This window comes from Kitasatospora sp. NPDC057692, from assembly GCF_042799475.1.
In the GTDB taxonomy this organism is placed as follows: Bacteria; Actinomycetota; Actinomycetes; order Streptomycetales; family Streptomycetaceae; genus Kitasatospora.
Window position 1 is genome coordinate 1 of the sequence record NZ_JBHVIV010000085.1, and the last position, 25370, is coordinate 25370.

A 25370-nucleotide genomic window follows, 5' to 3' on the forward strand; every position below is an offset into this window, starting at 1 on the left:
GCCCCGCGGGCCCGGCCGAACGGCCCGCCGGAGCCCTGGCCCGCCGCGCCGCCCGGCACGGGACCCGGGCCGGTGGCCGCGCCGCGCACGGCCAGCTCGCTCAGCCGCTCGTGCAGCGCGGCCGCCCCGGGACGCTCGGCGGGCTCCTTGGCCAGGCAGGCCCGGATCAGCGGCGCCAGCTGCGGCGGCACCGCCGCCAGGTCGGGCTCCTCGTGGACGACGCGGTAGAGCATGACCTCGGAGGAGGCCCCGGAGCCGAACGGGGTGTCGCCGGTGAGCGCGTACGCGAGGGTCGCGCCGAAGGCGAAGACGTCGGTCGCGGGCGTGACGGCTGCCCCGCGGACCTGCTCGGGGGCGAGGAAGCCGGGCGAGCCGACGGCGGTGCCGACGTGGGTGAGCGTGCTGGCACCGCGCGACCAGGCGATGCCGAAGTCGATGATCCGCGGCCCGCGCGGCGACAGCAGGATGTTGGACGGCTTGAGGTCGCGGTGGACGACGCCGGCCTCGTGCACCTTGACGAGCCCGTCGGCGAGCGCGGCCCCGATCCGGGCGACCTCGGGCCAGCCGAGCGCCCCCTCGTCGCCGACCCGCTTGTACAGCGACGGCCCGGGGACGTACGCGGTGGCCAGCCAGGGCCGGTCGGCCTCGATGTCGGAGCCCATGACGCGGGCGGTGCAGCCGCCGCGGATCCTGGAGGCGGCGGCGATCTCGCGGGCGAAGCGGGTGCGGAACTCGACGTCCTCGGCCAGCTCGGACCGGATCAGCTTGAGCGCGACGCGCTGCCCGCGGCGGTCGGACCCGAGGTACACCACGCCCATGCCGCCGGCCCCCAGCCGTCGGTGCAGGCGGTACGGCCCGACGATGCGGGGGTCCTCACGCCTCAGCCGCATCATCGCCATTCTCGTTTCCCCGTCAGACTGTGGGTGAGGCCCCGTCGGATGGGGCGTCGTCAGTTCCTGTCTGGCACAGCTTACGGACTGCCCGCTGCGGTGTGCTGATACGCAACACCTGAAGCCACCGTCCGATTGTCGGATCTTGGACTGTCGTCCCGGTGGTGCGCCGCCGAATCGTTTCTCGGGGTCCCCTCTCAGGGTTCCCCCTGGGACCGGATCGCGGACGTCTCCCCCTGCGGTAGTACTCCCCAGGTCGGATCGTCATCCTCCGGGAGGCCCGGAGAACAGTACGACGGCATGACGCCCGCCAACCCCCTCCCGCCGTACCGTTGTTCTCAGCGGTGGACGGGGAGCTCGTCCCCCGAGGTAAGCCGTCCACCGCGTCCACGTGCACCACCGTCCATCCACCGGCCGAGCTCAGCAAGAGGAGTCAAGGGCATGGCACCGCAGCCCATGGGATCCACCTCCCGCCGCCGTCGGCCGGCCTTCACCCAGCCCGGCGCCGCGGAGCCCACCAGGCACCCGGCGGTGGCGGTGGCCATGGCACTGCCCTGCGCGGTGCTGCTGGCCATCCTGTTCGGCGGCTGGGAGCAGATGGCGAACCAGGCCCAGGCGGTGGCCGAGCTGATCGGCCACTGACCGGCCGGGCACCCGGGTGCCCACCGAAGCAGGCACTGATCCCCTGGGGACGGGGAGCCAGTGCCGCCGGGGAGGCCGCGCCCGCGATGACACGCGGACGGGCGAGAGCGGCGCGCAGAGCGCCCCGGCAGGCGGAGACGCCGCGTACGGACGTCGGTGAGGGCGACCGTACGCGGCTCTTCTGCCGCACTCCCGCAGCCCCTCGCAGAACACCGCGAAGCGCCGAAACGGCCGGGGCCGCGACCCGTTACGAGTCGCGGCCCCGGCCGTCACTGTGCGCGATACTGGGATTGAACCAGTGACCCCTACCGTGTCAAGGTAGTGCTCTCCCGCTGAGCTAATCGCGCCTGGTAAGGCGGTCCTGCAGCGGACCCCGGAGGGTCCGACGTGCGCGATACTGGGATTGAACCAGTGACCCCTACCGTGTCAAGGTAGTGCTCTCCCGCTGAGCTAATCGCGCGGATGCGGTACGACCGCAACGAACCCCCGGGGATCCGAAGATCACCGACGATCCGACGTGCGCGATACTGGGATTGAACCAGTGACCCCCACCGTGTCAAGGTGGTGCTCTCCCGCTGAGCTAATCGCGCGGGGCAGGTGTCCGGCAGGGCCGGGCATGGTGCGCGATACTGGGATTGAACCAGTGACCCCTACCGTGTCAAGGTAGTGCTCTCCCGCTGAGCTAATCGCGCGGGGAGGCCACCCGGCCGAGCCGGGTGAGCCTCTTGGAGGTGGAGACGGGATTTGAACCCGTGTAGACGGCTTTGCAGGCCGTTGCCTCGCCTCTCGGCCACTCCACCAGGCAACACTGAAGGACGATCTTACACTGTCCTTCATCGAGCGGACGACGAGATTCGAACTCGCGACCCTCACCTTGGCAAGGTGATGCTCTACCAACTGAGCCACGTCCGCCTGTCTCCCGGGATCTTCACCGGTTTTCCCGGCTGCGCTCCCTGGCGACGTGTTGAACTCTAGCGGATTACCGGGCCAGCTAAAAATCCGTTCCCGCAGCATGTCCGGCGGACACCCGTCGGCCGTCCCCGCGCCGACCGGCCCGGATGGGTGTCGCCGGGGGAGAACGACACCGTGAGTGACACCCGCAGGTCACCCGGCGTACGCCCGCGTGACGCCCGGCTCTGCTCACGCCCCCCGACCTACACTTCAGGCACCGCAACCCGAGCAAAGCCCCGTGCAGGAGAACCGTGTCCGGCCACCCCGCCCCCCAGCACCCCCTCGCCCGCTTCGGCGGCCGCCTAGCGACCGGACTGCGCGACGTCACCTCCGACCCGGCCGCCCTGGACTCCGCCGGCTGGTGGGCCGTCGCCCACGACTTCGAGGGCCGCCTCACCTGCGCCCGCTTCGACCACGTCCGCCCCGCCCCCGCCCCGCCCTCGGGCGCCGGCTGGCTCGGCCCGTCCGCCGGCGCCTGGCGCAGCTCGCTCGACCGCGCCGCCTACACCGCGGGCGTGCGCCGCGTCCGCGAGTACATCGCGGCCGGCGAGGTCTACCAGGCCAACCTCTGCCGGGTGCTCGCCGCCCCGCTGCCCGACCCCGCCCGCAGCGACATCGACGCCCTCACCGGCCTGCTCGCCCACGGCAACCCGGCCCCCTACGCGGGAACGGTCCGGCTGCCCGGGCACGGCGTGGAGATCGCCACCGCCTCGCCCGAGCTCTACCTGCGCCGCAACGGCCGCACCGTCTCCTCCGGCCCGATCAAGGGCACCGGCCGCACCGAGCACGACCTGCTCGACAAGGACCACGCCGAGAACGTGATGATCGTCGACCTGGTCCGCAACGACCTCGGCCGGGTCTGCGCCACCGGCACCGTCACCGTGCCCGACCTGTGCGCGGTCGAGAAGCACCCCGGCCTGGTCCACCTGGTCTCCACCGTCGAGGGCACCCTGCGCCCGGACGCCGGCTGGCCCGAGCTGTTCTCCGCCACCTTCCCGCCCGGCTCCGTCACGGGCGCCCCCAAGTCCAGCGCCCTGCGGATCATCGAAGCCCTGGAGACCGCCCCGCGCGGCCCCTACTGCGGCGCCGTCGGCTGGGTCGACGCCGACCGCGGCGAGGCCGAACTCGCCGTCGGCATCCGCACCTTCTGGATCGACCGGACCGACCCCGCGGCACCCGAACTGCGCTTCGGCACCGGCGCCGGCATCACCTGGGGCTCCGACCCTGACCGCGAATGGGCGGAAACCGAGCTGAAGGCCGCCCGCCTGGTCGCGATAGCGTCGGGAACCGACATCCGTCCCGACTCCGACTGAACCCCGACACGGACCGCACCCGGCGCCGCCACCCGCGGCCGGACGGCCCGCGCCCGTCCCGCGAGGAGCACCCCGCGATGCAGCACCCGACCACCAGCTGGGTCAACGGCACCCTCGTCGACTCCGCCGACCCGGCCCTGTCCGTCCTGGACCACGGACTCACCACCGGCGACGGCGTCTTCGAGACCATGAAGGCCCTCGACGGCCAGGCCTTCGCCGTCACCCGCCACCTGGAGCGGCTCACCCGCTCCGCCCGCGGCCTCGGCCTGCCGGACCCCGACCACGACCTGGTCCGCGAGGCCTGCGCCGCCGTCCTCGCCGCCAACCCGATGCCGCTCGGCCGCCTGCGCATCACCTACACCGGCGGCACCGCGCCGCTCGGCTCGGAGCGCGGCGACACCGGCCCCACCCTGGTGGCCTCCCTCGGCACCGCCACCCGCCGCCCCGACACCACCGCCGTCACGGTCGTCCCCTGGCGCCGCAACGAGCACAGCGCCGTCGCCGGCCTCAAGACCACCTCCTACGCCGAGAACGTCGTCGCCCTCGCCGCGGCCCACCGCGCCCACGCCTCCGAGGCCCTGCTCGCCAACACCGCCGGCCGGCTCTGCGAGGGCACCGGCTCCAACGTGTTCGTCGTCCTCGGCGGCCGCCTGCTCACCCCGCCGCTCGCCTCCGGCTGCCTGGCCGGCATCACCCGGCAGCTCGTCGTCGACTGGTGCGGCGCCGAGGAGGCCGACCTTCCGCTGGACGCCCTCCAGGAGGCCGAGGAGATCTTCCTGACCTCCTCCCTGCGCGACGTCCAGGCCGTCACCCGCGTCGACGACCGCGAACTGCCCGGCCCCGGCCCGGTCACCGCCAAGGCCATGGCCGCCTTCGCCCAGCGCAGCGGCGACGACCTCGACCCCTGAGCGCCGCCCGCGGCCCCGCCGGGGAACCCCCGGCGGGGCCGGCGGCGTCCGGACCGGTAGAAGAGCCGGACGGCGGGGAAGGGACCCCGACATGACCACCACGCTGCGCCCCGAGAGCCCGGAGACCTCCACCCCCGCCGGCGGCCGCACCCGGCGCTGGCAGATCTGCGTCAATGGCCGCCCGGTCGGCGGCCTGCGCACCACCGCCGTTCCGCGTGGCAGTCAACTCTGGGGCGAGATAGCAGAGTTGGAGGTCAAAAGCGGGCGCGGCCGGGGGCGCGGGACGATCGGCGCGCTGGCCGCCGAGGAGGTGCTGCGGGGCTGGGGCTGCACCCGGGTGGACGCCGACATCCCCGAGGCCGCGCAGGTCGCCCGCTCGCTCGCGGTCACCCTCGGCTACACCGAGCGGATGCGGAACATGGTCAAACGGCTGGACGCCCCGCCCGCCCTGCCGACCGGCGCCGCCGCCCGCCCGATCGGCGCCGCCGAGTTCCCGGCCTGGCTGGCCGAGGCCAAGGCCGGCTACCTGCACGACCTGCGCTCCTCCGGCCTCGACGAGGAGGAGGCCCGCGCCAAGGCCGACGCCGACCACGCGAGACTCCTGCCGCAGGGCGCGGACACCGCCGGTGTCGCCCTGCGCCGCCTGTACGGGGCGGGGGAGGAGCCGCTGGGCTCGCTCTGGCTGGCGCTGCGGCTGCGCGACCTGCCCGACGGCGCCCCGCTGGCCTGGGTGATGGTGGTCGAGGTCGCCGGCGCGCACCGGGGCCGCGGCCACGGCCGGACCCTGATGCGCCTCGCCGAGCGGGTCTGCCTGTCGGCGGGCGTCCGCGACCTCGGGCTGAACGTCTTCAGCGGCAACGAGGTCGCGATCCGCCTCTACGAGTCGCTCGGCTACCGGGTCACCAACCGGGTGTACGGGAAGCCGCTGCTGTGACGGCGGCCCGGCGGCCCGCCGCGGGTCAGGACGCCTTCGCGGCCTCGACGGCGGCGACGACGCGCTCCAGCAGGCCGTCCTGGCTCTTCCCGCCGTCGAGGCGCTGCCCGGCGATCACGTACGTCGGCGTGCCCGTGACCCCGATCGCCCGGCCCTCGGCCTGGTCGGCGTCGACGGTCAGCATGTGCCGCCCGTCCACCAGCGCGGTGTCCACCTCCTCGGCGTCCACCCCGACCTCGCGGGCCACCTCCAGCAGCACCTCGGTGCCGCGCGCCTCAAGGTCCTCGACCCGCTCCAGCAGCGCCTCGACGAACGGCCAGCCGAGGCCCTGCGCAAACGCCTCCTCGGCGGCCTCGGCGGCGGCGTAGGCGTGCTTGTGCTTCTCGAGCGGGAAGTGCCGCAGCTCGATCGGCAGCGCGTCGCCGTAGCGGGCGCGCAGCGTGCGGACGTCGGCCAGGGCGGTGCGGCAGTCCGGGCACTGGAGCTCGCACCAGAACTCAAGACGGGGGAGGGAACCTTCGATCATGCCCCCAGTGTTCCATCAGTGGGACCTGTGCCGTTTCGGCGACCGGGTCCGGCCAGTTCGCCAGACCGGAGCCATGGGAGGTCCGACGAGATGATCAGTCCGACTGACAGTCCGAGCGGCGGTCCGAGGGCCGGAACGCCGGCCGGAACGACGGCCGGAACGCGGACCGCGAGGAGGCGGCCGTGCTGACGGCGGCGGTCGCGTTCACGCTGACGGCGGCCGGCGTGGCCGTGGCGGGCCTGCGCGCCTACCGCCGGCGCCTCCTCTCCGCGACCCGCTGGTTCGCCGTCGCGCTGCTGCCCGCCGGCCTCTACCTGACCGGCCTGTTCCCGGTGGCCCGGACGATCGGCGACGAGATCGCCGACTGGGCGGTCAAGCTGGTCTTCGACCCCCGGGTCTGGACCGGCATCGTGCTGCTGGCGGTCTCGGCGGGGCTGCTCGTCACCACCCGCCGGGTGGGCCGGCGCGGCGCCGTGACCGAGGGCCGCGAGGAGGCCGCGCCCGCCGCCGGGCCCGCCCCGGCCCGTCCGGCGGTGGCCCCCACCGCCGGCCCGGCCGCCCAGCCGGCGCCGAAGCGTGCGGAGCCGAAGCGTGCCGAGAAGGCCAAGGCCCCCGGGCGGGGCAAGGGCGACGACGGCCTCGGCGGCGAGTTCGACGACATCGAGGAGATCCTGCGCCGCCGCGGCATCTGAGCACGGCGCCCCGGCCGCCGGGGACCGCCCGGCGGCCTCAGGCCGAGGCGACCGTGTCCGCCGAGCGCTGGCGGGCCCGGTAGGCGGCCACGTGCAGCCGGTTCCCGCAGGTCCGGCTGTCGCAGTAGCGGCGCGAGCGGTTGCGCGAGAGGTCCACGAAGACCCGCGCGCAGTCCGGCGCCTCGCAGCGGCGCAGCCGTTCGCGCTCGCCCGCGGTGAGGATGAACGCCAGCGCCATGCCGAGTTCGGCGGCCAGGTGGTCGCCGAGGGCGGCGTGCGGCGCGAAGTAGTGGATGTGCCACCCGTGGTGGTCGTGGTTGGTCAGCCGGGGGGTCGTGCCGGCCGCCGCGACCACCGCGTTGACCAGTTCGGCGGCCTCCTCGGTGGACTCCGTGCCGAAGACCTCGCGCAGCCGCGAGCGCAGCTCGTGCACCCGCCGCAGGTCGTCGTCGGTCAGTGAGTCGACCTCGCTGATCTCCTGCCGGCCCACGAACGCGTCGAGCGCGGCCACGTCGGGCAGCAGCTCGGTGCCGCACACCTCGGGTGCGGTGTTGAGCAGCTCGACGAGGATGCTCAGCGCGCACTCGGTGTCATGGGTGATCAGCACGTGGAGGCTCCTCGCGCGGAGGGGGCCGTGGGCACCCCGCGACTACGGGTCATTCCCCCAGACCTTACCGGGGCCGTGCGGCGTGCGGCGGCGACTTGTGTCGAAGATGCGTACGGATTCCGCCAAGGTGTGCGGACGTTTCCGCGGAAAACGGCCGCGCCCGGCAGCGAGGCCGGCCATCGCGCGGATGGCCGGCTCCGGTGCCGGGCGCCTTCGGTGCTTCGGGCCCGCTCCACTGGGGAGAGAACCGTTTCGTCACCGGCCCCGAGACCGCGTCGTGCGCGGCTGATCGTGCTGCCGTGCCCCCGAGTAGGACGGCTGCGGTTGACGGCAGGGGCTACGACCCCGCCGACAGCGGGGTGTGACCGCCACCGGTCGGGGTCAGCTTTCGGCGAGGATGTGGGACAGCTCCCGGTCGAGGTCGAAGTGACGGTGTTCGGTGCCGGGGGGCACGGCGGCGTCCGTCCGCTTGAGGAACGACTCAAGCGCCCGGGCCGGGGCCTCCAGCAGGGCTTCTCCTTCCGGAGAGCTCAGGGCGATGCAGACCACCCCTTGCCCGTGGCTGCGCGACGGCCACACCCGGACGTCGCCCGTACCGGTGGGTCGGTGCAGCCCCTCCGCAAGGAGATCTCGGGCGAACACCCACTCCACGGTCTCGTCGGCGCCGGTGTGGAAGGTGGCGTGCACGGCATAGGGGTCGGCGGTGTCGTAGCGAAGGCCCGCGGGGACGGGCAGTGAGGACTCGCTGGACACGATGAGGCGCAGGTGCAGCTCGCAGCTGACCGTGGTGTTCATAAGCGCCATGGCCTTTCGCTCAGTGTGCGCTCGGGGAATCGCACGTCGGCGAACGGACCATCCCACCTCCACGACCGATGTAAACCCCTCTGTCCCGATTCGGGCGCGAGTCGTACCCCTTACGGCGCATTGCGGAATCGCCACAGAGTGCCCGCCGGGCGATTACCGGGCCCCTTCTCGGTTAGTTTCCTGGCATGACTGTGCGAAGCGACGAGGCACGCGGGGACGCGGGCGGGAACACCGGAACGGGGGATGTGATCGTGCCGGACGACACGGGGGTGCCGACGGGTGCGGGCGACGAGGGGGGACCGGAGGGCGGTGCCGAGGGCGGCAAGCCGCTCGGCTCGCGCGCCCCGCGGTTCATCCGCCGCTCCCGCCCGCTGCATCTGAGCTGGCAGGTGGCCGTCTTCCTGGTCGGCCTCGCCGTGGTGGTGCTCGGCGTGATCATGCTCCCGCTGCCCGGTCCCGGCTGGGTGGTCATCTTCCTCGGCATGGGCATCTGGGCGACCGAGTTCGTCTGGGCCCAGCTGGCCCTGCGCTGGACCCGCCGCAAGGTGGCCGAGGCCGCGCAGAAGGCCCTGGACCCGCGGGTCCGGCGCCGCAACCTGACGCTCACCGCGATCGGCCTGACGCTGATCGCCGCGCTCGGCGGCTGGTACCTGTGGAAGTACGGGCTGGTCATGCCCTGGAAGATCCACGAGGACTGAGCCGTCCGCCCCGCCCGCAGCCTCGCGCGGGCGGGGCCGTCCGGGGGAGGCGGCGTGTTCGGACCACCCCCCGGGATGCGGTAATGTTTTCCCTGCACCCGGGCGATTAGCTCAGCGGGAGAGCACTTCGTTCACACCGAAGGGGTCACTGGTTCGATCCCAGTATCGCCCACCGGAATGCATTGTGATATGTGAGGCCCAGCCGATTATCGGCTGGGCCTCACATGTATTTCCGCAATCCGTCGAACGGTGCCGGGAATGTACTGAGGCCCAGTCACCTTCCGCGTCCCGCAGGAGTTCTGCGGATGCGTCGGGCCGCACTCCCCGAACGAGTTGTACGGCACCCCCCGAATGGTGCTACAGTTCTTCTCGTTGCCCGGGCGATTAGCTCAGCGGGAGAGCACTTCGTTCACACCGAAGGGGTCACTGGTTCGATCCCAGTATCGCCCACCCGGACAGCACGCAGGCCCTGATCGGAAGACCGGTCAGGGCCTGCGGCGTTCCCGGACCGGCCGGCTACGCCGCCACCTCGCACTCGTGCTCCGGCGACAGCCGGCGGCCGCAGCCGCACCGGACCGGCCGCAGCGGCCAGGACAGGTCCACCCGCTCGTCCGCCCCCGACCGGTCGAACCAGGCCTGCAGCCCGCGCGCCTGCGCCGCGTGCCAGACCGCCTGCCGCAGGTGCAGCTCCGCCGCCGTCAGCCCGCCCAGCGCCCCCGGGTACCGCGCGCCGATCGTGCGCACCACCTCCAGCGCGGCCGTCGCGTCCGCCCCCGCGTCGTGCGCCCCGGTCAGCTCCACCCCGTAGTGCGCGCACAGGTCGGTCAGCGTCCGCCGGCCCCGGCGGTAGCGGTCCACGTACTTGTCCAGAACCCGCGGATCCAGTACCAGCAGCGGCGCCGGACCGGTCGCCTCGGCCAGCGACACCCCCCGGTGCCGGCGCAACTCCCGGTCCAGCAGCGTCAGGTCGTAGGGCGCGTTCATCACCACCAGCGGACGCCCGGCCCGGGCCTGTCCGGCGAGCGCGGCGGCGATCTCCGCCACCACCACGGCGGCCGGCCGGCCGTGCGCCCGTACCGTCTCGTCGCTGATCCCGTGCACCGCGCGGGCGCCGTCGGGTATCGGCACGCCGGGGTCGGCGAGCCAGCCGGTGGCCACCGGGGCCGTGCCCGGGGCGGACTGGACGACCAGGGCGGCCGAGACGATGCGATCGGTCTCGACGTCCACGCCGGTGGTCTCGGTGTCGAAGGAGGCGAGCGGGCCGGTGGACCAGTGCTGCTGCATGACTGCCCCTCGAAAACAGCGTGTTCCCGCCACGGTGATACCCGCCCCTGACGCCCCCTCAACCGTTTGGCGGCGCACCGGCCGGGCACCCTGCCCACGGGCGCCCTGTTCGAATCCGGACGGGCCCGGGGGACGGGGGAGGACGAACGGTCATGGCGCTGACGCAGCCGCAGCCCGAGGGGGCGGCGGACGTCCTGCGGGGCGACCTGGCGGTGACCGCCTGCATGGAGACCCTCCAGGTCGGCTACCTGCACGCGGTCGCGGCCGCGGCCGGCTGCTCGCTCTCCCAACCGTTCCCCGACAACGGCATCGACTGGCAGGTCAGCCACGGCTCGCGCCGCCACGAGGTGGACGACGAGGTCACCGTCAAGATCCAGCTGAAGGCCACCCAGCAGATCGCCCCCGACCCGCGCGGCGCGTTCTTCTCCTTCACCCTGGACAACGACCACCTGCGCAAGCTCGCCCGCCCCCGGGTCGCCGTGCCCCGGATCCTCGTCGTCATGCTGCTGCCCCGCCGCGTCGACCGCTGGCTCGCCGCCCGCCCCGACGCCCTCGAACTGCGGCACTGCTGCTACTGGGTCAACCTGGCCGGCCACCCCGTCACCGGACAGCGCCGCACCAACGTCCGCGTCCCCACCGCGAAGGTCTTCGACGACCGCGCCCTGTGCGACATCATGGCCCGGGTCGGTGCGGGCGGCAGCCCGTGACGGCCCGGCCCCGGCCGGGAGGAGCCGCCCCATGACACTGCCCCACGGGCCGATGCGTCCCACGCTCGGCGAACCGCCGCAGACCGGGCCGCTGCCCGATCCGGCCGCCGTCGACCCCGCGGTGCTCGCCACCCTGCTCGCCCGGCACGGCTGGGTCCGGCGCGGCGGGCCCTCCGCCCGCTACGGCCGCTGGACGCCCCCCGAGGGCACCGACCCCGGCGTCAGCCTGCTCGTCCCCGCCGGCGACGGCTTCGACGACGCCGTCGACCTGCTCACCGACGCCGTCACCGCGCTCTCCCGCTCCGCCAGCCCCTCCGCCCGCGCCATCCTGCTCGCCCTGGCCGTCCCCGGCGACGAGCTGCAGTGGCACCGCGACCCCGCCGCAGCCCACGGCGCCACCGCCCCCGGCGCCGCGCCCTGGGACGAGACCGAACGGCTCCGGCTCGCCGCCCGCGCCATGCTCGCCGCCGGCGCCAAGGCCGGCCGCACCCGCGCCGCCTACTTCGGCGCCCGCCTCGACGCCTGGGCCGGCGACTTCCTCGACCGCGTCCTGGTCGTCACCGGCGGCTCCGGCCTGACCGCCTACACACCCGCCCCCGAGGGCCGGGCCGCGGTCACCACCCTGGTCCGCGCCCTGGAGGCGCTGCGCGACGCCGTCGACTACCGGCGGGTCAGCGGGGGCGGCGAGGCCTTCGAGAACGCCGTCCAGTCCGGCGTCAGCCGCGAGCTGGTCGAATCCGTCCAGGAGCTGGTGCGCGGCGCCACCGCGGGCCGGTTCACCGTGGCCTGGTCGGCCGCCGCCGGTACCCCGGGGGGCTTCGGCGACCGCCGGATCGCCGTCGAGTTCTCGCCCGGCGACCTGCCCGCCCTCGCGGAGGCCGCCGAGCTGCTGGAGCGCATCGAGCCCGCCGTCGCCGTCACCCTCGTCGGCCTGGTCGTCCGCCTCAAGCGCGCCGACCCGGCCGGTCCGGGCAGCGTGCGGCTGCGGGTGCTCGGCGGCGCCGAGGTCGAGGAGGTCAAGGTCCGGCTGCCCGACCCCGCCTACCGGACCGCCGCCGAGGCCCACCTGGCCGGCACCCCCGTGCGGATCAGCGGACGCCTGGAGCGGCGCGGCGGCTTCCGCCGGCTCGTCCGGCCCACCGGCCTGGAACCGTGCGGACTGGAGGAGGCCGAGCGGGAGCGGCTGCTCAAGACCCTGGGGGAGGGGCGGGGCGAGTAGGGAGGTGACGGTGGGGCCACTGCTCTCGGTACCATCGTCAGGCGCAGCGCTGTGCTGCGTCCTCTGAATCCAGCACGTCAGGAGAGACCGGTGACGGACGTCCGGGTAATCATCAACCGCGAACCCGATCGGGAAGAGCGCGTGGTGACCACGGGCACTACGGCCGCCGAGCTCTTCGCCGACGACCGCTCGATCATCGCCGCCCGGGTCGGCGGCCAGCTCAAGGACCTCGCCTACGCCGTCCAGGACGGCGACGAGGTCGAGCCGGTCGCGATCGGCAGCCAGGACGGCCTCGACATCCTGCGCCACTCCACCGCGCACGTCATGGCCCAGGCCGTGCAGCAGCTCTTCCCGGAGGCCAAGCTCGGCATCGGCCCGCCGGTCAAGGACGGCTTCTACTACGACTTCGACGTCGAGAAGCCGTTCCACCCCGATGACCTCAAGGCCATCGAGAAGCGCATGCAGGAGATCATCAAGCGCGGGCAGAAGTTCTCCCGCCGGGTGGTCACCGACGAGGCCGCCCGCGAGGAGCTGGCCGCCGAGCCGTACAAGCTGGAGCTGATCGGCCTCAAGGGCTCCGCCGCCACCGCCGGCGAGGGCGCCGACGTCGAGGTCGGCGCCGGCGAGCTCACCATCTACGACAACCTGGACGCCAAGAGCGGCGAGCTGTGCTGGGGCGACCTCTGCCGCGGCCCGCACCTGCCGTCGACCCGGATGATCCCGGCGTTCAAGATCATGCGCTCGGCCGCCGCCTACTGGCGCGGCAGCGAGAAGAACCCGATGCTGCAGAGGCTCTACGGGACCGCCTGGCCGAGCAAGGACGAGCTCAAGGCGCACCTGGAGTTCCTGGAGGAGGCCGCCAAGCGCGACCACCGCAAGCTCGGCAACGAGCTCGACCTCTTCTCCATCCCCGAGGAGATCGGCTCCGGCCTCGCCGTCTTCCACCCCAAGGGCGGCATCATCCGCCGCGCCATGGAGGACTACTCGCGCCGCCGGCACGAGGAGGAGGGCTACGAGTTCGTCTACACCCCGCACGCCACCAAGGGGAAGCTCTTCGAGAAGAGCGGCCACCTGGACTGGTACGCGGACGGTATGTACCCGCCCATGCAGCTCGACGAGGGCGTGGACTACTACCTCAAGCCGATGAACTGCCCGATGCACAACCTGATCTTCGACGCGCGCGGCCGCTCGTACCGTGAGCTGCCGCTGCGCCTGTTCGAGTTCGGCACGGTGTACCGGTACGAGAAGTCCGGCGTGGTGCACGGCCTGACCCGCGCCCGCGGCTTCACCCAGGACGACGCGCACATCTACTGCACCCGCGAGCAGATGGCGGACGAGCTCGACTCGACCCTCACCTTCGTGCTCAACCTGCTGCGCGACTACGGTCTGACCGACTTCTACCTGGAGCTGTCCACCAAGGACCCGGAGAAGTTCGTCGGCACCGACGACGCGTGGGAGGAGGCCACCGCCGTTCTGGCGAGCGTGGCCGAGAAGCAGGGCCTGCCGCTGGTCCCGGACCCGGGCGGCGCGGCCTTCTACGGCCCGAAGATCTCGGTGCAGGCGAAGGACGCCATCGGCCGCACCTGGCAGATGTCGACCATCCAGCTGGACTTCAACCTGCCCGAGCGCTTCGACCTGGAGTACACGTCGGCGGACGGCTCGCGCCAGCGGCCGGTCATGATCCACCGGGCGCTGTTCGGCTCGATCGAGCGGTTCTTCGCGGTGCTGCTGGAGCACTACGCCGGCGCCATGCCGCCGTGGCTGGCCCCGGTCACCGTGACCGGCATCCCGATCACCGACGAGCACGTGCCGTACCTGCTGGAGGTCGCGGCCGAGCTGAAGAAGCGCGGGATCCGGGTCGAGGTGGACACCTCGGACGACCGGATGCAGAAGAAGATCAGGAACGCCCAGCGGGCCAAGACGCCGTTCATGCTGATCGCCGGCAACGACGACGTCGAGGCGGGCGCGGTCTCCTTCCGCTACCGCAACGGCGAGCAGAAGAACGGCGTCCCGGTCGCCGATGCGGTCGCCGAGATCGTGGACGCGGTGGAGCGCCGGATCCAGGTCTGACCCGGCCGGTCGTACGCGGGCGCGGGGCGGGCTCCTCAGGGAGTCCGCCCCGCGCGGCTTTGCAAGCACGGTTGGGCGAATATGCTGATCAGCATGACGACTGAGCCGGAACTGCAGCAGGGCGTCGGGGAGCCGGACGGCTTCCGCCGCCTGTGGACCCCCCATCGGATGGCCTACATCCAGGGCGAGAACAAGCCCACCGGCCCGGCTCCGGACGACGGCTGCCCGTTCTGCTCGATCCCGTCGCTGAGCGACGAGGAGGGGCTGGTCGTCGCGCGCGGCGACTCCGTGTACGCGGTGCTCAACCTGTACCCGTACAACGGCGGGCACCTCATGGTGGTCCCGTTCCGGCACGCGGCGGACTACACCGAGCTGGACGAGGCGGAGACGGCCGAGCTGGCGGTGTTCACCAAGAAGGCGATGACGGCGCTGCGCGCGGCCTCGGGCGCGCACGGCTTCAACATCGGCATGAACCAGGGCGCGGCGGCCGGTGCCGGCATCGCGGCCCACCTGCACCAACACGTGGTGCCGCGCTGGGGCGGGGACACCAACTTCATGCCGGTGGTCGGCCACACCAAGGTGCTGCCGCAGCTGCTGGCGGACACCCGGAAGATGCTGGCCGAGGCCTGGCCGCAGGACTGAGGCGCACAGCGGGGAGGGCCCCCGCCGGCCATCGGGTCGGCGGGGGCCCTCCGTCGTGTCCGGTCAGGCGTCGTACCGGTCGACCTTGAACGGGCGGCTGCCCTGGGCCTCGGCCTTGAGGCCGGCCGCGCGGCCCTTGAAGGCGCGCTCGGTGTCGAGGTCGTGCTCGGCGAGGAACTCCAGGGTGGCGGTGTGGACGGCGCCGAGCACCGGGTGGGAGGCGTTGAGCGCGTTGTCGGCCATGGTGCGGGTGCCCCAGGGCTGGCCGGCCCAGGTGTGCCGGAAGCCGAAGGGCTCGGGCAGGCCGAGGCCGCCGCCGAGCCAGGAGAGCAGGCCGGGCGTCCGGTAGAAGGGGGCGCGGACGGCCTGCCGGACGACCTCGTCGTTGTCGATCAGCGGGAGCTTGACCTTGCGCTCCTCCCAGAAGCGGAAGGTCTTGGCGACGGACTTCTCCTTGTCCTTGGGCTTGTCGCCGAAGAAGCCGTCGATGGGGCCGAGGGCGTAGCCGGCGACGGTGATGTTGAGGGTGTTGGCGAGCAGCACGACGGTGACGGTGAAGGTCAGGACGAGCTTGCCGTCGTGGGTGATGAACTGGGTGGCGAGGTAGTGGCGGGGGCCGCCGCTGAAGCTCTGCTTGTCGGCGATGGCCTGGACGGCGAAGTCGCGCATGTGGTCGCCGTCCATGTCGGCGTTGCCGGGGCGGCTGATCTCGTCGGCGTTCTCGCCGACCTCGTAGACGACCCACTGCTTGACCTGGACGTTGGGCATGCCGCTGTTGGCGACCTCGCTGATGCCGAGGGCCTTGAGGTGGCCGGAGATCTTGCGGACGAGGTCCCAGGGGTGGAACTGGCGGAAGTCGATCTGGCCCTCGGCGGGGCGCAGGGTGTCGATGAGCTTCCACTCGCCCCAGCGGCGGCCGGCGCCGAGGATGCCCTTGGGGCCGGCGTAGTGCTGGACGTTGGTGTCCTGCTCGGCTTCCAGCCGGCCGAGTTTGGCGCGCAGGTCGGCGGCCTTCTTGTCGAGGTCGTCGCGGGGGACGGCCATCGGGACGGTCGCGGCGACGGCGTTGCCCTCGGCCAGCGAGAGCCAGCGGGCGCGCAGGTCGACGGCGGTGCGCTCGACGATGCGCCGGGCGAGGTACCAGCCGATGACCGGGGCGAGCATGACGATGCGCAGGTAGACGCCGAGGACGCCGCCGACGGGGGGTTTGACCGCGAGCAGCACGGCGAGCGCGGCGGCGAGGACGAGGACGACCGCCCCGTAGACGCCGGCGTTCTTGGGGTTGTCGCGCCGGAGCCAGGCGCGCAGCTGGAAGGCGCCGAGCCAGAGCAGGGCGCCGGGCAGGCAGAGCAGGCCGGTGACGACGGAGATGGTGGACAGGTGCCGGTCGCGGGTGTTGCGGATCTCCTCGGCGGCGAGGCAGTGCTCCACGATCTGGCGGGTTTCGATGCCGAAGGAGGGCACCAGGGGCTTGCGGTCGCCGCCGAGGGTGCGTGAGATGAGCGCCTTGCTCCAGGCCTCGCCGAGGTTGGGCGCGAAGAGGGCGAAGCGGCCGTTCTTGGCGCTGGTTCCGGCGAGTTTGGCGGCGCCGTCCTTCAGCGCGGTGTCGCGGTACGCCACCGAGGAGATCGCCTGGGTGCCGGCGGTCTGCGGGCCGGCGTCGGTCCGGGGTATCTGCGCACCCGGGGTCATGTCGAGCGTGGTCACGGTGGCGTCCCCTCCTCCCCTTGTGTCCTGCGGCAGGTTACCGTGCCGGGGCGCCGGCGCGGGCATGATCGTCTGAAGTGCCGTCACGAACGGGCCACGGTGGATCTGTGGGGCATGATGCCCACGTTTCGGCTGTTCGACGCACCCGGGCGCGGGCCGGTGGGCGGGGTGGTGCACGATGGCGGCATGGAGAGCGGTGGGCTGACGGATCCGGTGCTGGTGTTCGACGGTGACTGCGGGTTCTGCACGACGTGCGCGACCTGGGCGGAGCGCTATCCGCGGCAGACGCTGGCGTCGGGGGGCTGGGAGGCGGTGCCGTTCCAGTTCGCGGACCTGGCGGGGCTGGACGCGGTGGCCGGGGGGCGCGGCGAGGTGTCCCGGGAGCGCGCGGAGCGCGAGGTGCTGTGGGTGACGCCGGCGGGCCGGGTGTACGGCGGGGCGCAGGCGGTGGCGCGGCTGCTGATGCGTTCGGGCGGCGCGTGGGCGTACCTGGGCGGGGTGTTGGCGCTGGCGCCGGTGCGGCCGGTGGCGGGGCTGGTGTACCGGTGGGTGTCGGCGAACCGGCACCGGATGCCGGGCGGGACGCCGGCCTGTGCGCTGCCGCGGCGGTGACGTGGCCGGCGAGCTGCCGGTGAGCGCCGCTGAGTCGGCGGCGGGCGGCCGGTGAGCGGCCCTAGCCGTCGGTGAAGCGGGCGGCGAGGGCGGCGGGCATGGGTTCGTGGCGCAGGTGGGCGCGGGTGAACTCGGCGGTGCCGTGGGTGAGGGAGCGCAGGTCGACGGGGTAGCGGGCGAGTTCGAGTTCGGGGACCTCGGCGCGCAGCAGGGTGAGGCCGGGGCCGCCGGTCTCGGTGCCGAGGACGCGGCCGCGGCGGGCGGAGAGGTCGCCGAGGACGGCGCCGAGGTAGTCGTCGGGGAGCAGGACGCTGACCGCGGCGACGGGTTCGAGGAGCCGGATGACGGCGTGTCCGGCGGCGTCGCGCAGGGCGAGGGCGGCGGCGTTCTGGAAGGCGGAGTCGGAGGAGTCGACCGAGTGCGCCTTGCCGTCGGTCAGGGTGACGCGGATGTCGACGAGCGGGTGGCCGGTGGCGACGCCCTTGGCGAGCTGGGCGCGGACGCCCTTCTCGACGGAGGGGATGAAGTGTTTGGGGACGGCGCCGCCGACGACGTGTTCCTGGAACTCGAAGCCGGAGCCGGCGGGGAGGGGTTCGACCTCTAGTTCGCAGATGGCGTACTGGCCGTGGCCGCCGGACTGTTTGACGAGGCGGCCGTGGCCGGCGGCGGCGGTGCCGAAGGTCTCGCGCAGGGCGACCCTGTGCTCGACGGTGTCGACGTGGACGCCGTGGCGGTTGCGGAGCCGGTCGAGGACGGCTTCGGCGTGGGCCTCGCCGGTGCACCAGAGGACGAGCTGGTGGGTGTCGGGGTTCTGTTCGAGGCGGAGCGCGGGGTCCTCGGCGGCGAGCCGGGAGAGGGCCTGGGAGAGCTTGTCGTCGTCGGCCTTGCTGTGGGCCTCGACGGCGACGGGCAGGAGGGGCTCGGGGAGGGGCCAGGTATCGAGTTCGGCAGCGTGGCCGGGTTCCTGGACGGTGTCGCCGGCGCGGGCGGTGGTGAGTTTGGCGGCGCAGACGAGGTCGCCGGCGACGGCGTGCGGGACGGGTCGCTGGAGTTTGCCGAAGGGGCTGGTGAGGCCGGTGACGCGTTCCTCGCCGTCCTGGTCGGCGGGGTGGTCGGGGCCGGTGAGGCGGATGCGGGTGTCGGGGCGCAGGGTGCCGGCGTAGAGGCGCAGCAGGCTGATCCGGCCGACGTAGGCGTCGCCGGTGACGCGGACGACCTGGGCGGCGAGGGGCGCGTCGGGGTCGCAGGCGGGGGCGGGGCGGGTGCGTTCGGCGGGGGTGGGGAAGGCGGTGGTGATGAGGTCCAGGAGTTCGGTGGCACCGAGGCCGTGTTCGCTGGTGGGCACGGCGGGGTGGAGGGTGCAGGCGAGGACCTCGCGGCGCAGGCCCGCTTCGAGGGAGTCGGTGTCGGGGGTCTCGCCGGTGAGGTACTGCTCCATGAGGGTGTCGTCCTGGCCGGAGATGGCTTCGACGAGGCTCTCGCGGGCGGGGGCGGTGTCGGGCAGGGGGTCGGCCCGGCCGTAGGTGTGGCCGGTGAGGAGGTCGACGCTGCCGTCGGGGCGGCCGTCGTGGTGGACGGGCAGGAAGAGCGGCCGGAGGGTGTCGGGGCCGAGGCCGAAGGCGTCGTGGCAGGCGGTGAGGATGTCGTCGAGGCTGCCGCGGGCGATGTCGAGTTTGGCGACGGCGATGGCGCGGGGGATGTTCTCGGCGGCGCACTCGCGCCACAGGGCGCGGGTGGGGGCGGTGACGGGGTCGGTGGCGGAGACGACGAAGACGGCGGCGTCGGCGGCGTGCAGGGCGGCGCGCAGGTCGGCGGCGAAGTCGGGGTGGCCGGGCGGGTCGATCAGATTGATCTTGGTGCCGTGCCATTCGAGGGGGAGCACGGACAGCTGCACGGAGCGCTGCTGCTGGTGCTCGATGGCCTCGTGGTCGGAGACGGTGGTGCCGTCGGTGACCCGGCCGGGGCGGCCGATGGCGCCGGCGGCGAGCGCGAGGGATTCGGCGAGGGTGGTCTTGCCCACGCCGGCGCAGCCGATGAGGGCGACGTTGCGCAGGTCGCCCGGTCCGGCGACGGCGGGGGCCTGGCCGGCTCTGGCGGTGCTGCGGTCGGGCATCGGGGTCTCCTCCCGTCGCGCCGAGGCTGTCGGTGAAAGTCTAGGGGTGGAGGGGTCGGGGGGCGCGCGAGCGGCATGCGGGGATGGTGTGTGGGCGGGGTCGGTCGGTCGGCGTGGCTACCATGGGGTGCGCCGGATGGGCTGATCCATGCGGTCGTCTGCCGCGCACTCTGGCCGCAGGCGGGTACCAGGGAGATCGGAGCGGTCGGGAAGGCCATGCTCAACAAATACGCGCGTGCCTTCTTCACACGTGTCCTGACCCCGTTCGCCGCGTTCCTCATCCGTCTGGGTGTGAGTCCGGACACCGTGACGCTGGTCGGTACGGCCGGTTCGGTGGCGGGTGCGCTGGTGTTCTTCCCGCGTGGGGAGTTCTTCTGGGGCACCATCACGATCACGCTGTTCATCTTCTCGGACCTGGTGGACGGGAACATGGCGCGGCAGCTGGGGCGGTCCACGAAGTGGGGGGCGTTCCTGGACTCGACGCTGGACCGGGTCGCGGACGCGGCGGTCTTCGGCGGTCTGGCCATGTGGTACGCGGGCAAGGGTGACAACAACCTGCTGTGCGCGGTGGCGGTGTTCTGCCTGGCGAGCGGGCTGGTGGTGTCGTACACCAAGGCGCGGGCGGAGAGCCAGGGGCTGCCGTGCGACGTGTCCGGGCTGGTGGAGCGGGCCGAGCGGCTGGTGATCAGTCTGGTGGCGGCCGGTGTGGCGGGTCTGCAGACGTTCGGGGTGCCGTACGTGGAGTGGCTGCTGCCGGTGGCGCTGTGGCTGGTGGCGGTCGGCAGTCTGGTGACGGTGTTCCAGCGGATGCTGACGGTGCGCCGCGAGGCGTTCGAGGCGGACCGCGTGGCGGCCGGGAACTGAGAGGGGGCGGTTCCGCGGTGAGGGACCGACTGATGGACCGGCTGGTGTACACGGCGTACGCGGCGGGCTGGGGGGCGCTGAAGCACCTTCCCGAGCCGGCGGCGCGGGGCCTGTTCGACCGGCTGGCGGATTCGGCGTGGCGGCGGCGCGGCAAGCGGGTGCTGCAGTTGGAGGCGAACCTGCTGCGGGTGTGCCCGGACGCGGACGAGGCCCGGCTGCGGGAGCTGTCGCGGGCCGGGATGCGCTCGTACATGCGGTACTGGCAGGAGTCGTTCCGGCTGCCGGTGTGGGGCCGCGGGCGGGTGCTGCGGGACGTCCGGGTGGACGGTTTCGAGCACGTGCAGGAGGCGCTGGACGCCGGGCGGGGCGTGGTGGCCGCGCTGCCGCACATGGCCAACTGGGACCTGGCGGGCGCCTGGGTGGCGAGCCGCGGCTATCCGTTCACGACGGTGGCGGAGCGGTTGAAGCCGGAGCGGCTGTTCGACCGGTTCGTGGCGTTCCGGGAGAGCCTGGGCATGGAGGTGCTGGCGCTGACCGGCGGCTCGGTGAGCGTGGTCGGCACACTGGCGCGGCGGCTGCGGGCGGGCCGGCTGGTCTGCCTGGTGGGGGACCGGGACCTCTCGGAGGCGGGTATCGAGGTGTCGTTCTTCGGTGAGGCGACCCGGATGCCGGCCGGTCCGGCGGCGCTGTGCCAGCGGACCGGGGCGGCGCTGCTGCCGGTGTCGCTCTGGTACGAGGGGCGGACCATGCGGGCCCGGGTGCACCCGGAGGTCGTGGCGCCGGCGGAGGGCGACCGGGCGGAGAAGACCCGGGCGATGACGCAGGCGATGGCCGACGTGTGGGAGGCGGCGATCCGGGAGCACCCGGAGGACTGGCACATGCTGCAGCGCTTCTGGCTGGCCGACCTGCCGGTCCGTGAGACGGTGGAGGCGGGGGCCGTCCGGGCCGACGGCGCCGCCCGTCCGGCGGTCCGGGAGCCCGCCGCCCGCCCGGCGGCGGAGCCGGCCGGGGAGCCGGCGGCCGAGGCGTCGGGGGCCTGACCCCCGGCGGACCGCGGTCCGCAGCGCCGTCCGTACCGCAGCGGCCCGTCCGCACCGCTCGCACTGCCCGCAGGATTTCGAGGAGACCCGTGAAGATCGGCATCGTCTGCCCCTACGACTGGGACGTCCCCGGCGGCGTGCAGTTCCACATCCGGGACCTCGCCGAGCACCTGATCGGCCTGGGCCACGAGGTGTCGGTGCTGACGCCGGGCGAGGACGACGAGGCGCTGCCGCCGTACGTGGTGCCGGCGGGGCGCGCGGTGGCGGTGCCGTACAACGGCTCGGTGGCGCGGCTGAGCTTCGGGATCCTGTCCGCGGCCCGGGTGCGGCGGTGGCTGCACGAGGGCCGGTTCGACATCCTGCACGTGCACGAGCCGGCCGCGCCGAGCCTGTCGATGCTGGCGGCGTGGTCGGCGACGGGGCCGATGGTGGGCACCTTCCACACCTCGAACCCGCGCTCGCGGGCGATGATCGCGGCCTACTCGATCCTGCAGCCGGGCCTGGAGAAGATGCGGGCCCGGATCGCGGTGAGCGAGTACGCGCGGCGCACCCTGGTGGAGCACCTGGGCGGGGACGCGGTGGTGATCCCGAACGGTGTGGACGTGGGCTTCTTCGCGGGGGCGGAGCGGGACGAGCGCTGGACGGGCGGGGCGGCCGAGGGGCGGCCGGGGACGATCGGCTTCGTCGGCCGGATCAACGAGCCGCGCAAGGGGCTGCCGACGCTGCTCGCGGCGCTGCCGAGGATCCTCGAGGAGCGGCCCGGGGTGCGGCTGCTGGTGGCGGGCAAGGGCGACGAGGAGGAGGCGGTCGCCGGGCTGGCGCCGGAGGTCCGCGCGCAGGTGGAGTTCCTCGGCATGGTGAGCGACGAGGACAAGGCGCGGCTGCTGCGCAGCGTGGACCTGTACGTGGCGCCGAACACCGGTGGCGAGAGCTTCGGGATCATCCTGGTCGAGGCGATGTCGGCGGGGGCGCCGGTGCTCGCGAGCGACCTGGACGCGTTCAAGCAGGTGCTGGACGGCGGGGAGGCGGGGGAGCTGTTCCCGGTGGAGGACGCGGACGCGCTGGCGCGTTCGGCGGTGCGGCTGCTGGGGGACCCGGCGCGGCTGGAGGAGCTGTCGAAGGCGGCGTCGCGGCACGTGCGGCGGTTCGACTGGTCGACGGTGGGCGCGGACATCCTGGCCGTCTACGAGACGGTGACGGCCGGGCAGGCCGCGGTGGTCGAGGAGGACGAGCGCAGCGGGCGGCGGGGCCGGTTCGGGCTGGCCCGGGACTGAGCGCCGGGGCCGCTCCCGGAGCGGGGGCGGGCGCGGTTAGGGTCGGACGGTTCCCGTCCGCGTGTTCCCGCGCTCCCGCGCCCACTGGAGGCCCCGATGCCGCAGATATCCGTCGACTACTCCCCGAGCCTGGCCGGCTCCTTCGACCGCCATGAGCTGGGCGTGGCGATCAACCGGCTGACGGTGGAGACCATCGCCGCCGCCGCGGAGGGCTGCAAGACGGTCTTCCGGCCGACCGACCCGGAGGTCGTGGTGGCCTTCGGGGAGCGCGTCGAGGCGCAGGTGTTCGTGCAGTTCCAGATCTTCCCGGGCCGCAGCCCGGAGGTGAAGGCGGCGCTCACCGAGGGGGTGCTGGCGCTGCTCGCGGAGCGGGTGAAGCCGGCGCCGGGGGAGCGGCTGCACCTGGCGGTGGACGTGCGCGACATCGACCGCGACGCGTACCGGAACACGGCGATCGAGGGGTGAACCGGGAGCACCCGGTAGCGTAGCGCCCCGTGACTACGTGGATCTGGGCCGGCGTGGCCGTGGTGCTGTTCGGTATGTACCTGAGTTGGACGGCCGGAAGGCTGGACCGGCTGCACGCCCGGATCGACGCCGCCCGTGCGGCGCTGGACGCGCAGCTGGTCCGCCGGGCGTCGGTGGCGATGGAGCTGGCGACGTCCTCGCGGCTGGACCCGGCGACGTCGCTGCTGCTGCTGGACGCGGCGCACGCGGCGCGGCAGGCGGAGGACGAGCAGCGCGAGGTGGCGGAGAGCCAGCTGAGCCTGGCGCTGCGGGCGGTGTTCGCGGAGCCGGAGCAGGTGGCGGCGCTGGTGGCGGAGCCGGGCGGCGAGGACGCGGTGCGGGATCTGACGGCGGCGGTGCGGCGGGTGCCGATGGCGCGGCGGTTCCACAACGACGCGGTGCGGGCGGCGCGGGCGGTGCGCGAGCACCGGCTGGTGCGGTACTTCCGGCTGGCGGGCAAGGCGCCGTTCCCGATGGCCTTCGAGATGGACGACGCGCCGCCGCCGGAGCTCACTCCGGAGGGCGCCCCCGCGTAGCGGAGCCGGTTCGTGGCGCGCGTCTCACCCACCGGGGTGGTTGGGCCCGGATACGGCCTCTTTGTCGTATCCCGTCGGACGCGATGGACTTGGTGGCGCATGGAGGCGGGGTCCCGTCCGCCTACCATAGGGCGATAGCACTGGTTCATCTTCGAGTGAGGTCTCACGTGTCCACCACCCCCACCACCGCAGACCAGCCGCAGATCGGCACCGCCCGGGTGAAGCGCGGCATGGCCGAGCAGCTCAAGGGCGGTGTGATCATGGACGTGGTCAACGCCGAGCAGGCGAAGATCGCCGAGGACGCCGGCGCTGTGGCCGTCATGGCCCTGGAGCGGGTGCCCGCCGACATCCGCAAGGACGGCGGCGTGGCGCGCATGTCGGACCCGAACATGATCGAGGAGATCATCGCCGCGGTCTCGATCCCGGTGATGGCCAAGTCCCGCATCGGCCACTTCGTCGAGGCCCAGGTCCTGCAGTCGCTGGGCGTCGACTACATCGACGAGTCCGAGGTGCTGACCCCGGCCGACGAGGTCAACCACTCGGACAAGTGGGCCTTCACCACCCCCTTCGTCTGCGGTGCCACCAACCTGGGCGAGGCGCTGCGCCGCATCGCCGAGGGCGCGGCCATGATCCGCTCCAAGGGCGAGGCCGGCACCGGCAACGTCGTCGAGGCGGTCCGCCACCTGCGCCAGATCAAGAACGAGATCGGCCACCTGCGCGCCCTGGACCACAACGAGCTGTTCGCCGCCGCCAAGGAGCTGCGCGCCCCGTACGAGCTGGTCAAGGAGGTCGCCGAGCTCGGCAAGCTGCCGGTCGTGCTGTTCTCCGCCGGTGGCGTGGCCACCCCGGCCGACGCCGCGCTGATGCGCCAGCTGGGTGCCGAGGGCGTCTTCGTCGGCTCGGGCATCTTCAAGTCGGGCGACCCGGCCAAGCGTGCCGCCGCGATCGTCAAGGCCACCACCTTCTTCGACGACCCGAAGATCATCGCCGACGCCTCCCGCAACCTGGGCGAGGCCATGGTGGGCATCAACTGCGACACCCTGCCGGAGACCGAGCGGTACGCCAACCGCGGCTGGTAATGCGCTGGGACGGCCCGCCGCGCGGTGAGATCATCGGCGCGGCGGGCCGCCGTGCGTCGTTCGTTCGAGAGTCAAGAGGTACGAGAAGTGTCCACTCCAGTCATCGGCGTCCTCGCCCTTCAGGGTGACGTCCGCGAGCACCTGATCGCGCTGGCCGAGGCCGACGCGGTCGCCCGCCCGGTCCGCCGCGCGGAGGAGCTGGCCGAGGTCGACGCGCTGGTGATCCCCGGCGGGGAGTCCACCACGATGTCCAAGCTGGCGCTGCTGTTCGGCGTGATGGACCCGTTGCGCGAGCGGGTCGCCGCCGGCATGCCGGTGTACGGGACCTGCGCCGGCATGATCATGCTGGCGGACAAGATCCTGGACGGGCGCGAGGACCAGGAGACGGTCGGCGGCATCGACATGACGGTGCGCCGCAACGCCTTCGGCCGCCAGAACGAGTCCTTCGAGTCCGGCGTCGCCTTCCGGGGCCTGGACGAGGCGCCGGTGCACGGCGTGTTCATCCGCGCCCCCTGGGTGGAGGCGGTCGGCGCGGGCGTCGAGGTGCTGGCCGAGCTGCCGGCCGCCGACGGCCCGGACAGCCGGATCGTGGCGGTCCGCCAGGGCAACCTGCTGGCCACCTCGTTCCACCCGGAGCTCACCGGCGACCACCGGGTGCACGCCTACTTCGTGCGCATGGTCGAGGAGCACCTCGGCGCCGCGTGACCGCGTGTGCGTGACCGTGTGCGGTCGGGCGGCGGCCGCACCGGTAAGA

At 73.4% G+C, this 25370-nt stretch carries 25 protein-coding genes and 8 tRNA genes; 20 read left to right on the plus strand and 13 right to left on the minus strand.

Annotated features, from left to right (window positions below; all coding sequences use genetic code 11):
• A partial coding sequence (locus tag ACFVFS_RS33330; RefSeq protein ID WP_380628612.1) for a serine/threonine-protein kinase occupies window positions 1-899 on the minus strand: 899 nt, incomplete at its 3' end.
• Between the two features lie 432 nt (window positions 900-1331).
• Here ACFVFS_RS33330 and ACFVFS_RS33335 point away from each other — a divergent pair.
• Window positions 1332-1532 carry a hypothetical protein gene (locus ACFVFS_RS33335; protein WP_380628613.1) on the plus strand — a complete coding sequence of 67 codons (201 nt, stop codon included), beginning with the start codon at window positions 1332-1334 and terminating at the stop codon, window positions 1530-1532.
• Between the two features lie 275 nt (window positions 1533-1807).
• Here the strand turns inward: ACFVFS_RS33335 and ACFVFS_RS33340 are convergent.
• From ACFVFS_RS33340 to ACFVFS_RS33365, 6 genes are all read right to left on the minus strand, one after another.
• A tRNA-Val gene (locus ACFVFS_RS33340) sits at window positions 1808-1879 on the minus strand.
• A gap of 41 nt (window positions 1880-1920) precedes the next feature.
• Window positions 1921-1992 (minus strand) — tRNA-Val (locus tag ACFVFS_RS33345).
• A 58-nt stretch (window positions 1993-2050) separates the two neighbouring features.
• A tRNA-Val gene (locus tag ACFVFS_RS33350) sits at window positions 2051-2122 on the minus strand.
• A 27-nt stretch (window positions 2123-2149) separates the two neighbouring features.
• Window positions 2150-2224, minus strand: a tRNA-Val gene (locus tag ACFVFS_RS33355).
• Between the two features lie 34 nt (window positions 2225-2258).
• Window positions 2259-2332, minus strand: a tRNA-Cys gene (locus tag ACFVFS_RS33360).
• Window positions 2333-2371: 39 nt separating this feature from the next.
• Window positions 2372-2444, minus strand: a tRNA-Gly gene (locus ACFVFS_RS33365).
• 290 nt (window positions 2445-2734) lie between these two features.
• On the opposite strand from ACFVFS_RS33365, the gene ACFVFS_RS33370 reads away from it, so the two are divergent.
• From ACFVFS_RS33370 to ACFVFS_RS33380, 3 genes are all read left to right on the plus strand, one after another.
• Complete coding sequence (locus ACFVFS_RS33370; protein WP_380628614.1) at window positions 2735-3796, plus strand: chorismate-binding protein; 1062 nt, start codon at window positions 2735-2737, stop codon at window positions 3794-3796.
• 77 nt (window positions 3797-3873) lie between these two features.
• Window positions 3874-4704: an aminotransferase class IV gene (locus tag ACFVFS_RS33375; protein ID WP_380628615.1), complete on the plus strand. Its 831-nt coding sequence runs from the start codon at window positions 3874-3876 to the stop codon at window positions 4702-4704.
• A 91-nt stretch (window positions 4705-4795) separates the two neighbouring features.
• Window positions 4796-5638 carry a GNAT family N-acetyltransferase gene (locus tag ACFVFS_RS33380; RefSeq protein WP_380628616.1) on the plus strand — a complete coding sequence of 281 codons (843 nt, stop codon included), beginning with the start codon at window positions 4796-4798 and terminating at the stop codon, window positions 5636-5638.
• A 25-nt stretch (window positions 5639-5663) separates the two neighbouring features.
• On the opposite strand, the gene ACFVFS_RS33385 is transcribed toward ACFVFS_RS33380, so the two are convergent.
• Complete coding sequence (locus ACFVFS_RS33385) at window positions 5664-6164, minus strand: DsbA family protein (protein ID WP_380628617.1); 501 nt, start codon at window positions 6162-6164, stop codon at window positions 5664-5666.
• 182 nt (window positions 6165-6346) lie between these two features.
• Between ACFVFS_RS33385 and ACFVFS_RS33390 the strand changes: the two genes are divergently transcribed.
• Window positions 6347-6856 carry a hypothetical protein gene (locus tag ACFVFS_RS33390; protein WP_380628618.1) on the plus strand — a complete coding sequence of 170 codons (510 nt, stop codon included), beginning with the start codon at window positions 6347-6349 and terminating at the stop codon, window positions 6854-6856.
• 37 nt (window positions 6857-6893) lie between these two features.
• On the opposite strand, the gene ACFVFS_RS33395 is transcribed toward ACFVFS_RS33390, so the two are convergent.
• Both ACFVFS_RS33395 and ACFVFS_RS33400 read right to left on the minus strand, forming a co-directional pair.
• Window positions 6894-7463, minus strand: coding sequence for a CGNR zinc finger domain-containing protein (locus tag ACFVFS_RS33395; protein WP_376094520.1), 570 nt, complete (start codon window positions 7461-7463; stop codon window positions 6894-6896).
• Window positions 7464-7844: 381 nt separating this feature from the next.
• Window positions 7845-8258: an SsgA family sporulation/cell division regulator gene (locus tag ACFVFS_RS33400; protein ID WP_030056266.1), complete on the minus strand. Its 414-nt coding sequence runs from the start codon at window positions 8256-8258 to the stop codon at window positions 7845-7847.
• A 194-nt stretch (window positions 8259-8452) separates the two neighbouring features.
• On the opposite strand from ACFVFS_RS33400, the gene ACFVFS_RS33405 reads away from it, so the two are divergent.
• The 3 genes from ACFVFS_RS33405 (at window position 8453) to ACFVFS_RS33415 (ending at window position 9415) form a co-directional block, all read left to right on the plus strand.
• Window positions 8453-8965 (plus strand): TIGR02611 family protein, encoded by a 513-nt coding sequence (locus tag ACFVFS_RS33405; protein WP_380628619.1) that lies wholly within the window; start codon window positions 8453-8455, stop codon window positions 8963-8965.
• 100 nt (window positions 8966-9065) lie between these two features.
• Window positions 9066-9137 (plus strand) — tRNA-Val (locus tag ACFVFS_RS33410).
• Between the two features lie 206 nt (window positions 9138-9343).
• Window positions 9344-9415: transfer RNA gene (locus ACFVFS_RS33415), tRNA-Val, on the plus strand.
• A gap of 66 nt (window positions 9416-9481) precedes the next feature.
• On the opposite strand, the gene ACFVFS_RS33420 is transcribed toward ACFVFS_RS33415, so the two are convergent.
• Window positions 9482-10249 (minus strand): 3'-5' exonuclease, encoded by a 768-nt coding sequence (locus tag ACFVFS_RS33420; protein WP_380628620.1) that lies wholly within the window; start codon window positions 10247-10249, stop codon window positions 9482-9484.
• 152 nt (window positions 10250-10401) lie between these two features.
• Between ACFVFS_RS33420 and ACFVFS_RS33425 the strand changes: the two genes are divergently transcribed.
• From ACFVFS_RS33425 to ACFVFS_RS33440, 4 genes are all read left to right on the plus strand, one after another.
• Complete coding sequence (locus ACFVFS_RS33425) at window positions 10402-10956, plus strand: DUF4365 domain-containing protein (RefSeq protein WP_380628621.1); 555 nt, start codon at window positions 10402-10404, stop codon at window positions 10954-10956.
• A gap of 31 nt (window positions 10957-10987) precedes the next feature.
• Window positions 10988-12175, plus strand: coding sequence for a hypothetical protein (locus ACFVFS_RS33430; protein ID WP_380628622.1), 1188 nt, complete (start codon window positions 10988-10990; stop codon window positions 12173-12175).
• Between the two features lie 90 nt (window positions 12176-12265).
• Window positions 12266-14245: a threonine--tRNA ligase gene (gene thrS / locus ACFVFS_RS33435; RefSeq protein ID WP_380628623.1), complete on the plus strand. Its 1980-nt coding sequence runs from the start codon at window positions 12266-12268 to the stop codon at window positions 14243-14245.
• A gap of 81 nt (window positions 14246-14326) precedes the next feature.
• Window positions 14327-14887 (plus strand): HIT family protein, encoded by a 561-nt coding sequence (locus tag ACFVFS_RS33440; RefSeq protein WP_380628624.1) that lies wholly within the window; start codon window positions 14327-14329, stop codon window positions 14885-14887.
• Window positions 14888-14950: 63 nt separating this feature from the next.
• Here ACFVFS_RS33440 and ACFVFS_RS33445 read toward each other — a convergent pair whose 3' ends face one another.
• The gene (locus tag ACFVFS_RS33445) at window positions 14951-16594 is read right to left on the minus strand and encodes a hypothetical protein (protein WP_380628625.1); all 1644 of its coding nucleotides are present in this window, start codon (window positions 16592-16594) and stop codon (window positions 14951-14953) included.
• Between the two features lie 186 nt (window positions 16595-16780).
• Here ACFVFS_RS33445 and ACFVFS_RS33450 point away from each other — a divergent pair, with 186 nt between their 5' ends.
• A complete protein-coding gene (locus ACFVFS_RS33450; RefSeq protein ID WP_380628648.1) occupies window positions 16781-17206 on the plus strand; it encodes a thiol-disulfide oxidoreductase DCC family protein in 426 nt (141 codons plus the stop codon).
• Window positions 17207-17267: 61 nt separating this feature from the next.
• Here ACFVFS_RS33450 and ACFVFS_RS33455 read toward each other — a convergent pair whose 3' ends face one another.
• Window positions 17268-19319: an elongation factor G-like protein EF-G2 gene (locus ACFVFS_RS33455; protein WP_380628626.1), complete on the minus strand. Its 2052-nt coding sequence runs from the start codon at window positions 19317-19319 to the stop codon at window positions 17268-17270.
• A gap of 216 nt (window positions 19320-19535) precedes the next feature.
• Here ACFVFS_RS33455 and pgsA point away from each other — a divergent pair, with 216 nt between their 5' ends.
• The 7 genes from pgsA to pdxT all read left to right on the plus strand — a co-directional run bounded on the left by pgsA (window position 19536) and on the right by pdxT (window position 25321).
• On the plus strand, window positions 19536-20183 hold the full coding sequence (gene pgsA, locus ACFVFS_RS33460) for a phosphatidylinositol phosphate synthase (RefSeq protein ID WP_380628627.1): 648 nt from the start codon (window positions 19536-19538) through the stop codon (window positions 20181-20183).
• A 32-nt stretch (window positions 20184-20215) separates the two neighbouring features.
• Window positions 20216-21223 carry a phosphatidylinositol mannoside acyltransferase gene (locus tag ACFVFS_RS33465; protein WP_380628629.1) on the plus strand — a complete coding sequence of 336 codons (1008 nt, stop codon included), beginning with the start codon at window positions 20216-20218 and terminating at the stop codon, window positions 21221-21223.
• An 89-nt stretch (window positions 21224-21312) separates the two neighbouring features.
• Entirely contained in the window at window positions 21313-22497 is a 1185-nt protein-coding gene (locus tag ACFVFS_RS33470; protein ID WP_380628631.1) for a glycosyltransferase family 4 protein, read from the plus strand.
• A gap of 96 nt (window positions 22498-22593) precedes the next feature.
• On the plus strand, window positions 22594-22962 hold the full coding sequence (locus ACFVFS_RS33475; protein WP_380628632.1) for a 5-carboxymethyl-2-hydroxymuconate Delta-isomerase: 369 nt from the start codon (window positions 22594-22596) through the stop codon (window positions 22960-22962).
• Window positions 22963-22991: 29 nt separating this feature from the next.
• Entirely contained in the window at window positions 22992-23537 is a 546-nt protein-coding gene (locus tag ACFVFS_RS33480) for a hypothetical protein (RefSeq protein ID WP_380628633.1), read from the plus strand.
• A gap of 167 nt (window positions 23538-23704) precedes the next feature.
• A complete protein-coding gene (pdxS, locus tag ACFVFS_RS33485) occupies window positions 23705-24616 on the plus strand; it encodes a pyridoxal 5'-phosphate synthase lyase subunit PdxS (protein WP_380628634.1) in 912 nt (303 codons plus the stop codon).
• Between the two features lie 87 nt (window positions 24617-24703).
• Window positions 24704-25321, plus strand: coding sequence for a pyridoxal 5'-phosphate synthase glutaminase subunit PdxT (gene pdxT / locus ACFVFS_RS33490; protein ID WP_380628636.1), 618 nt, complete (start codon window positions 24704-24706; stop codon window positions 25319-25321).
• Window positions 25322-25370 lie beyond the last annotated feature (49 nt).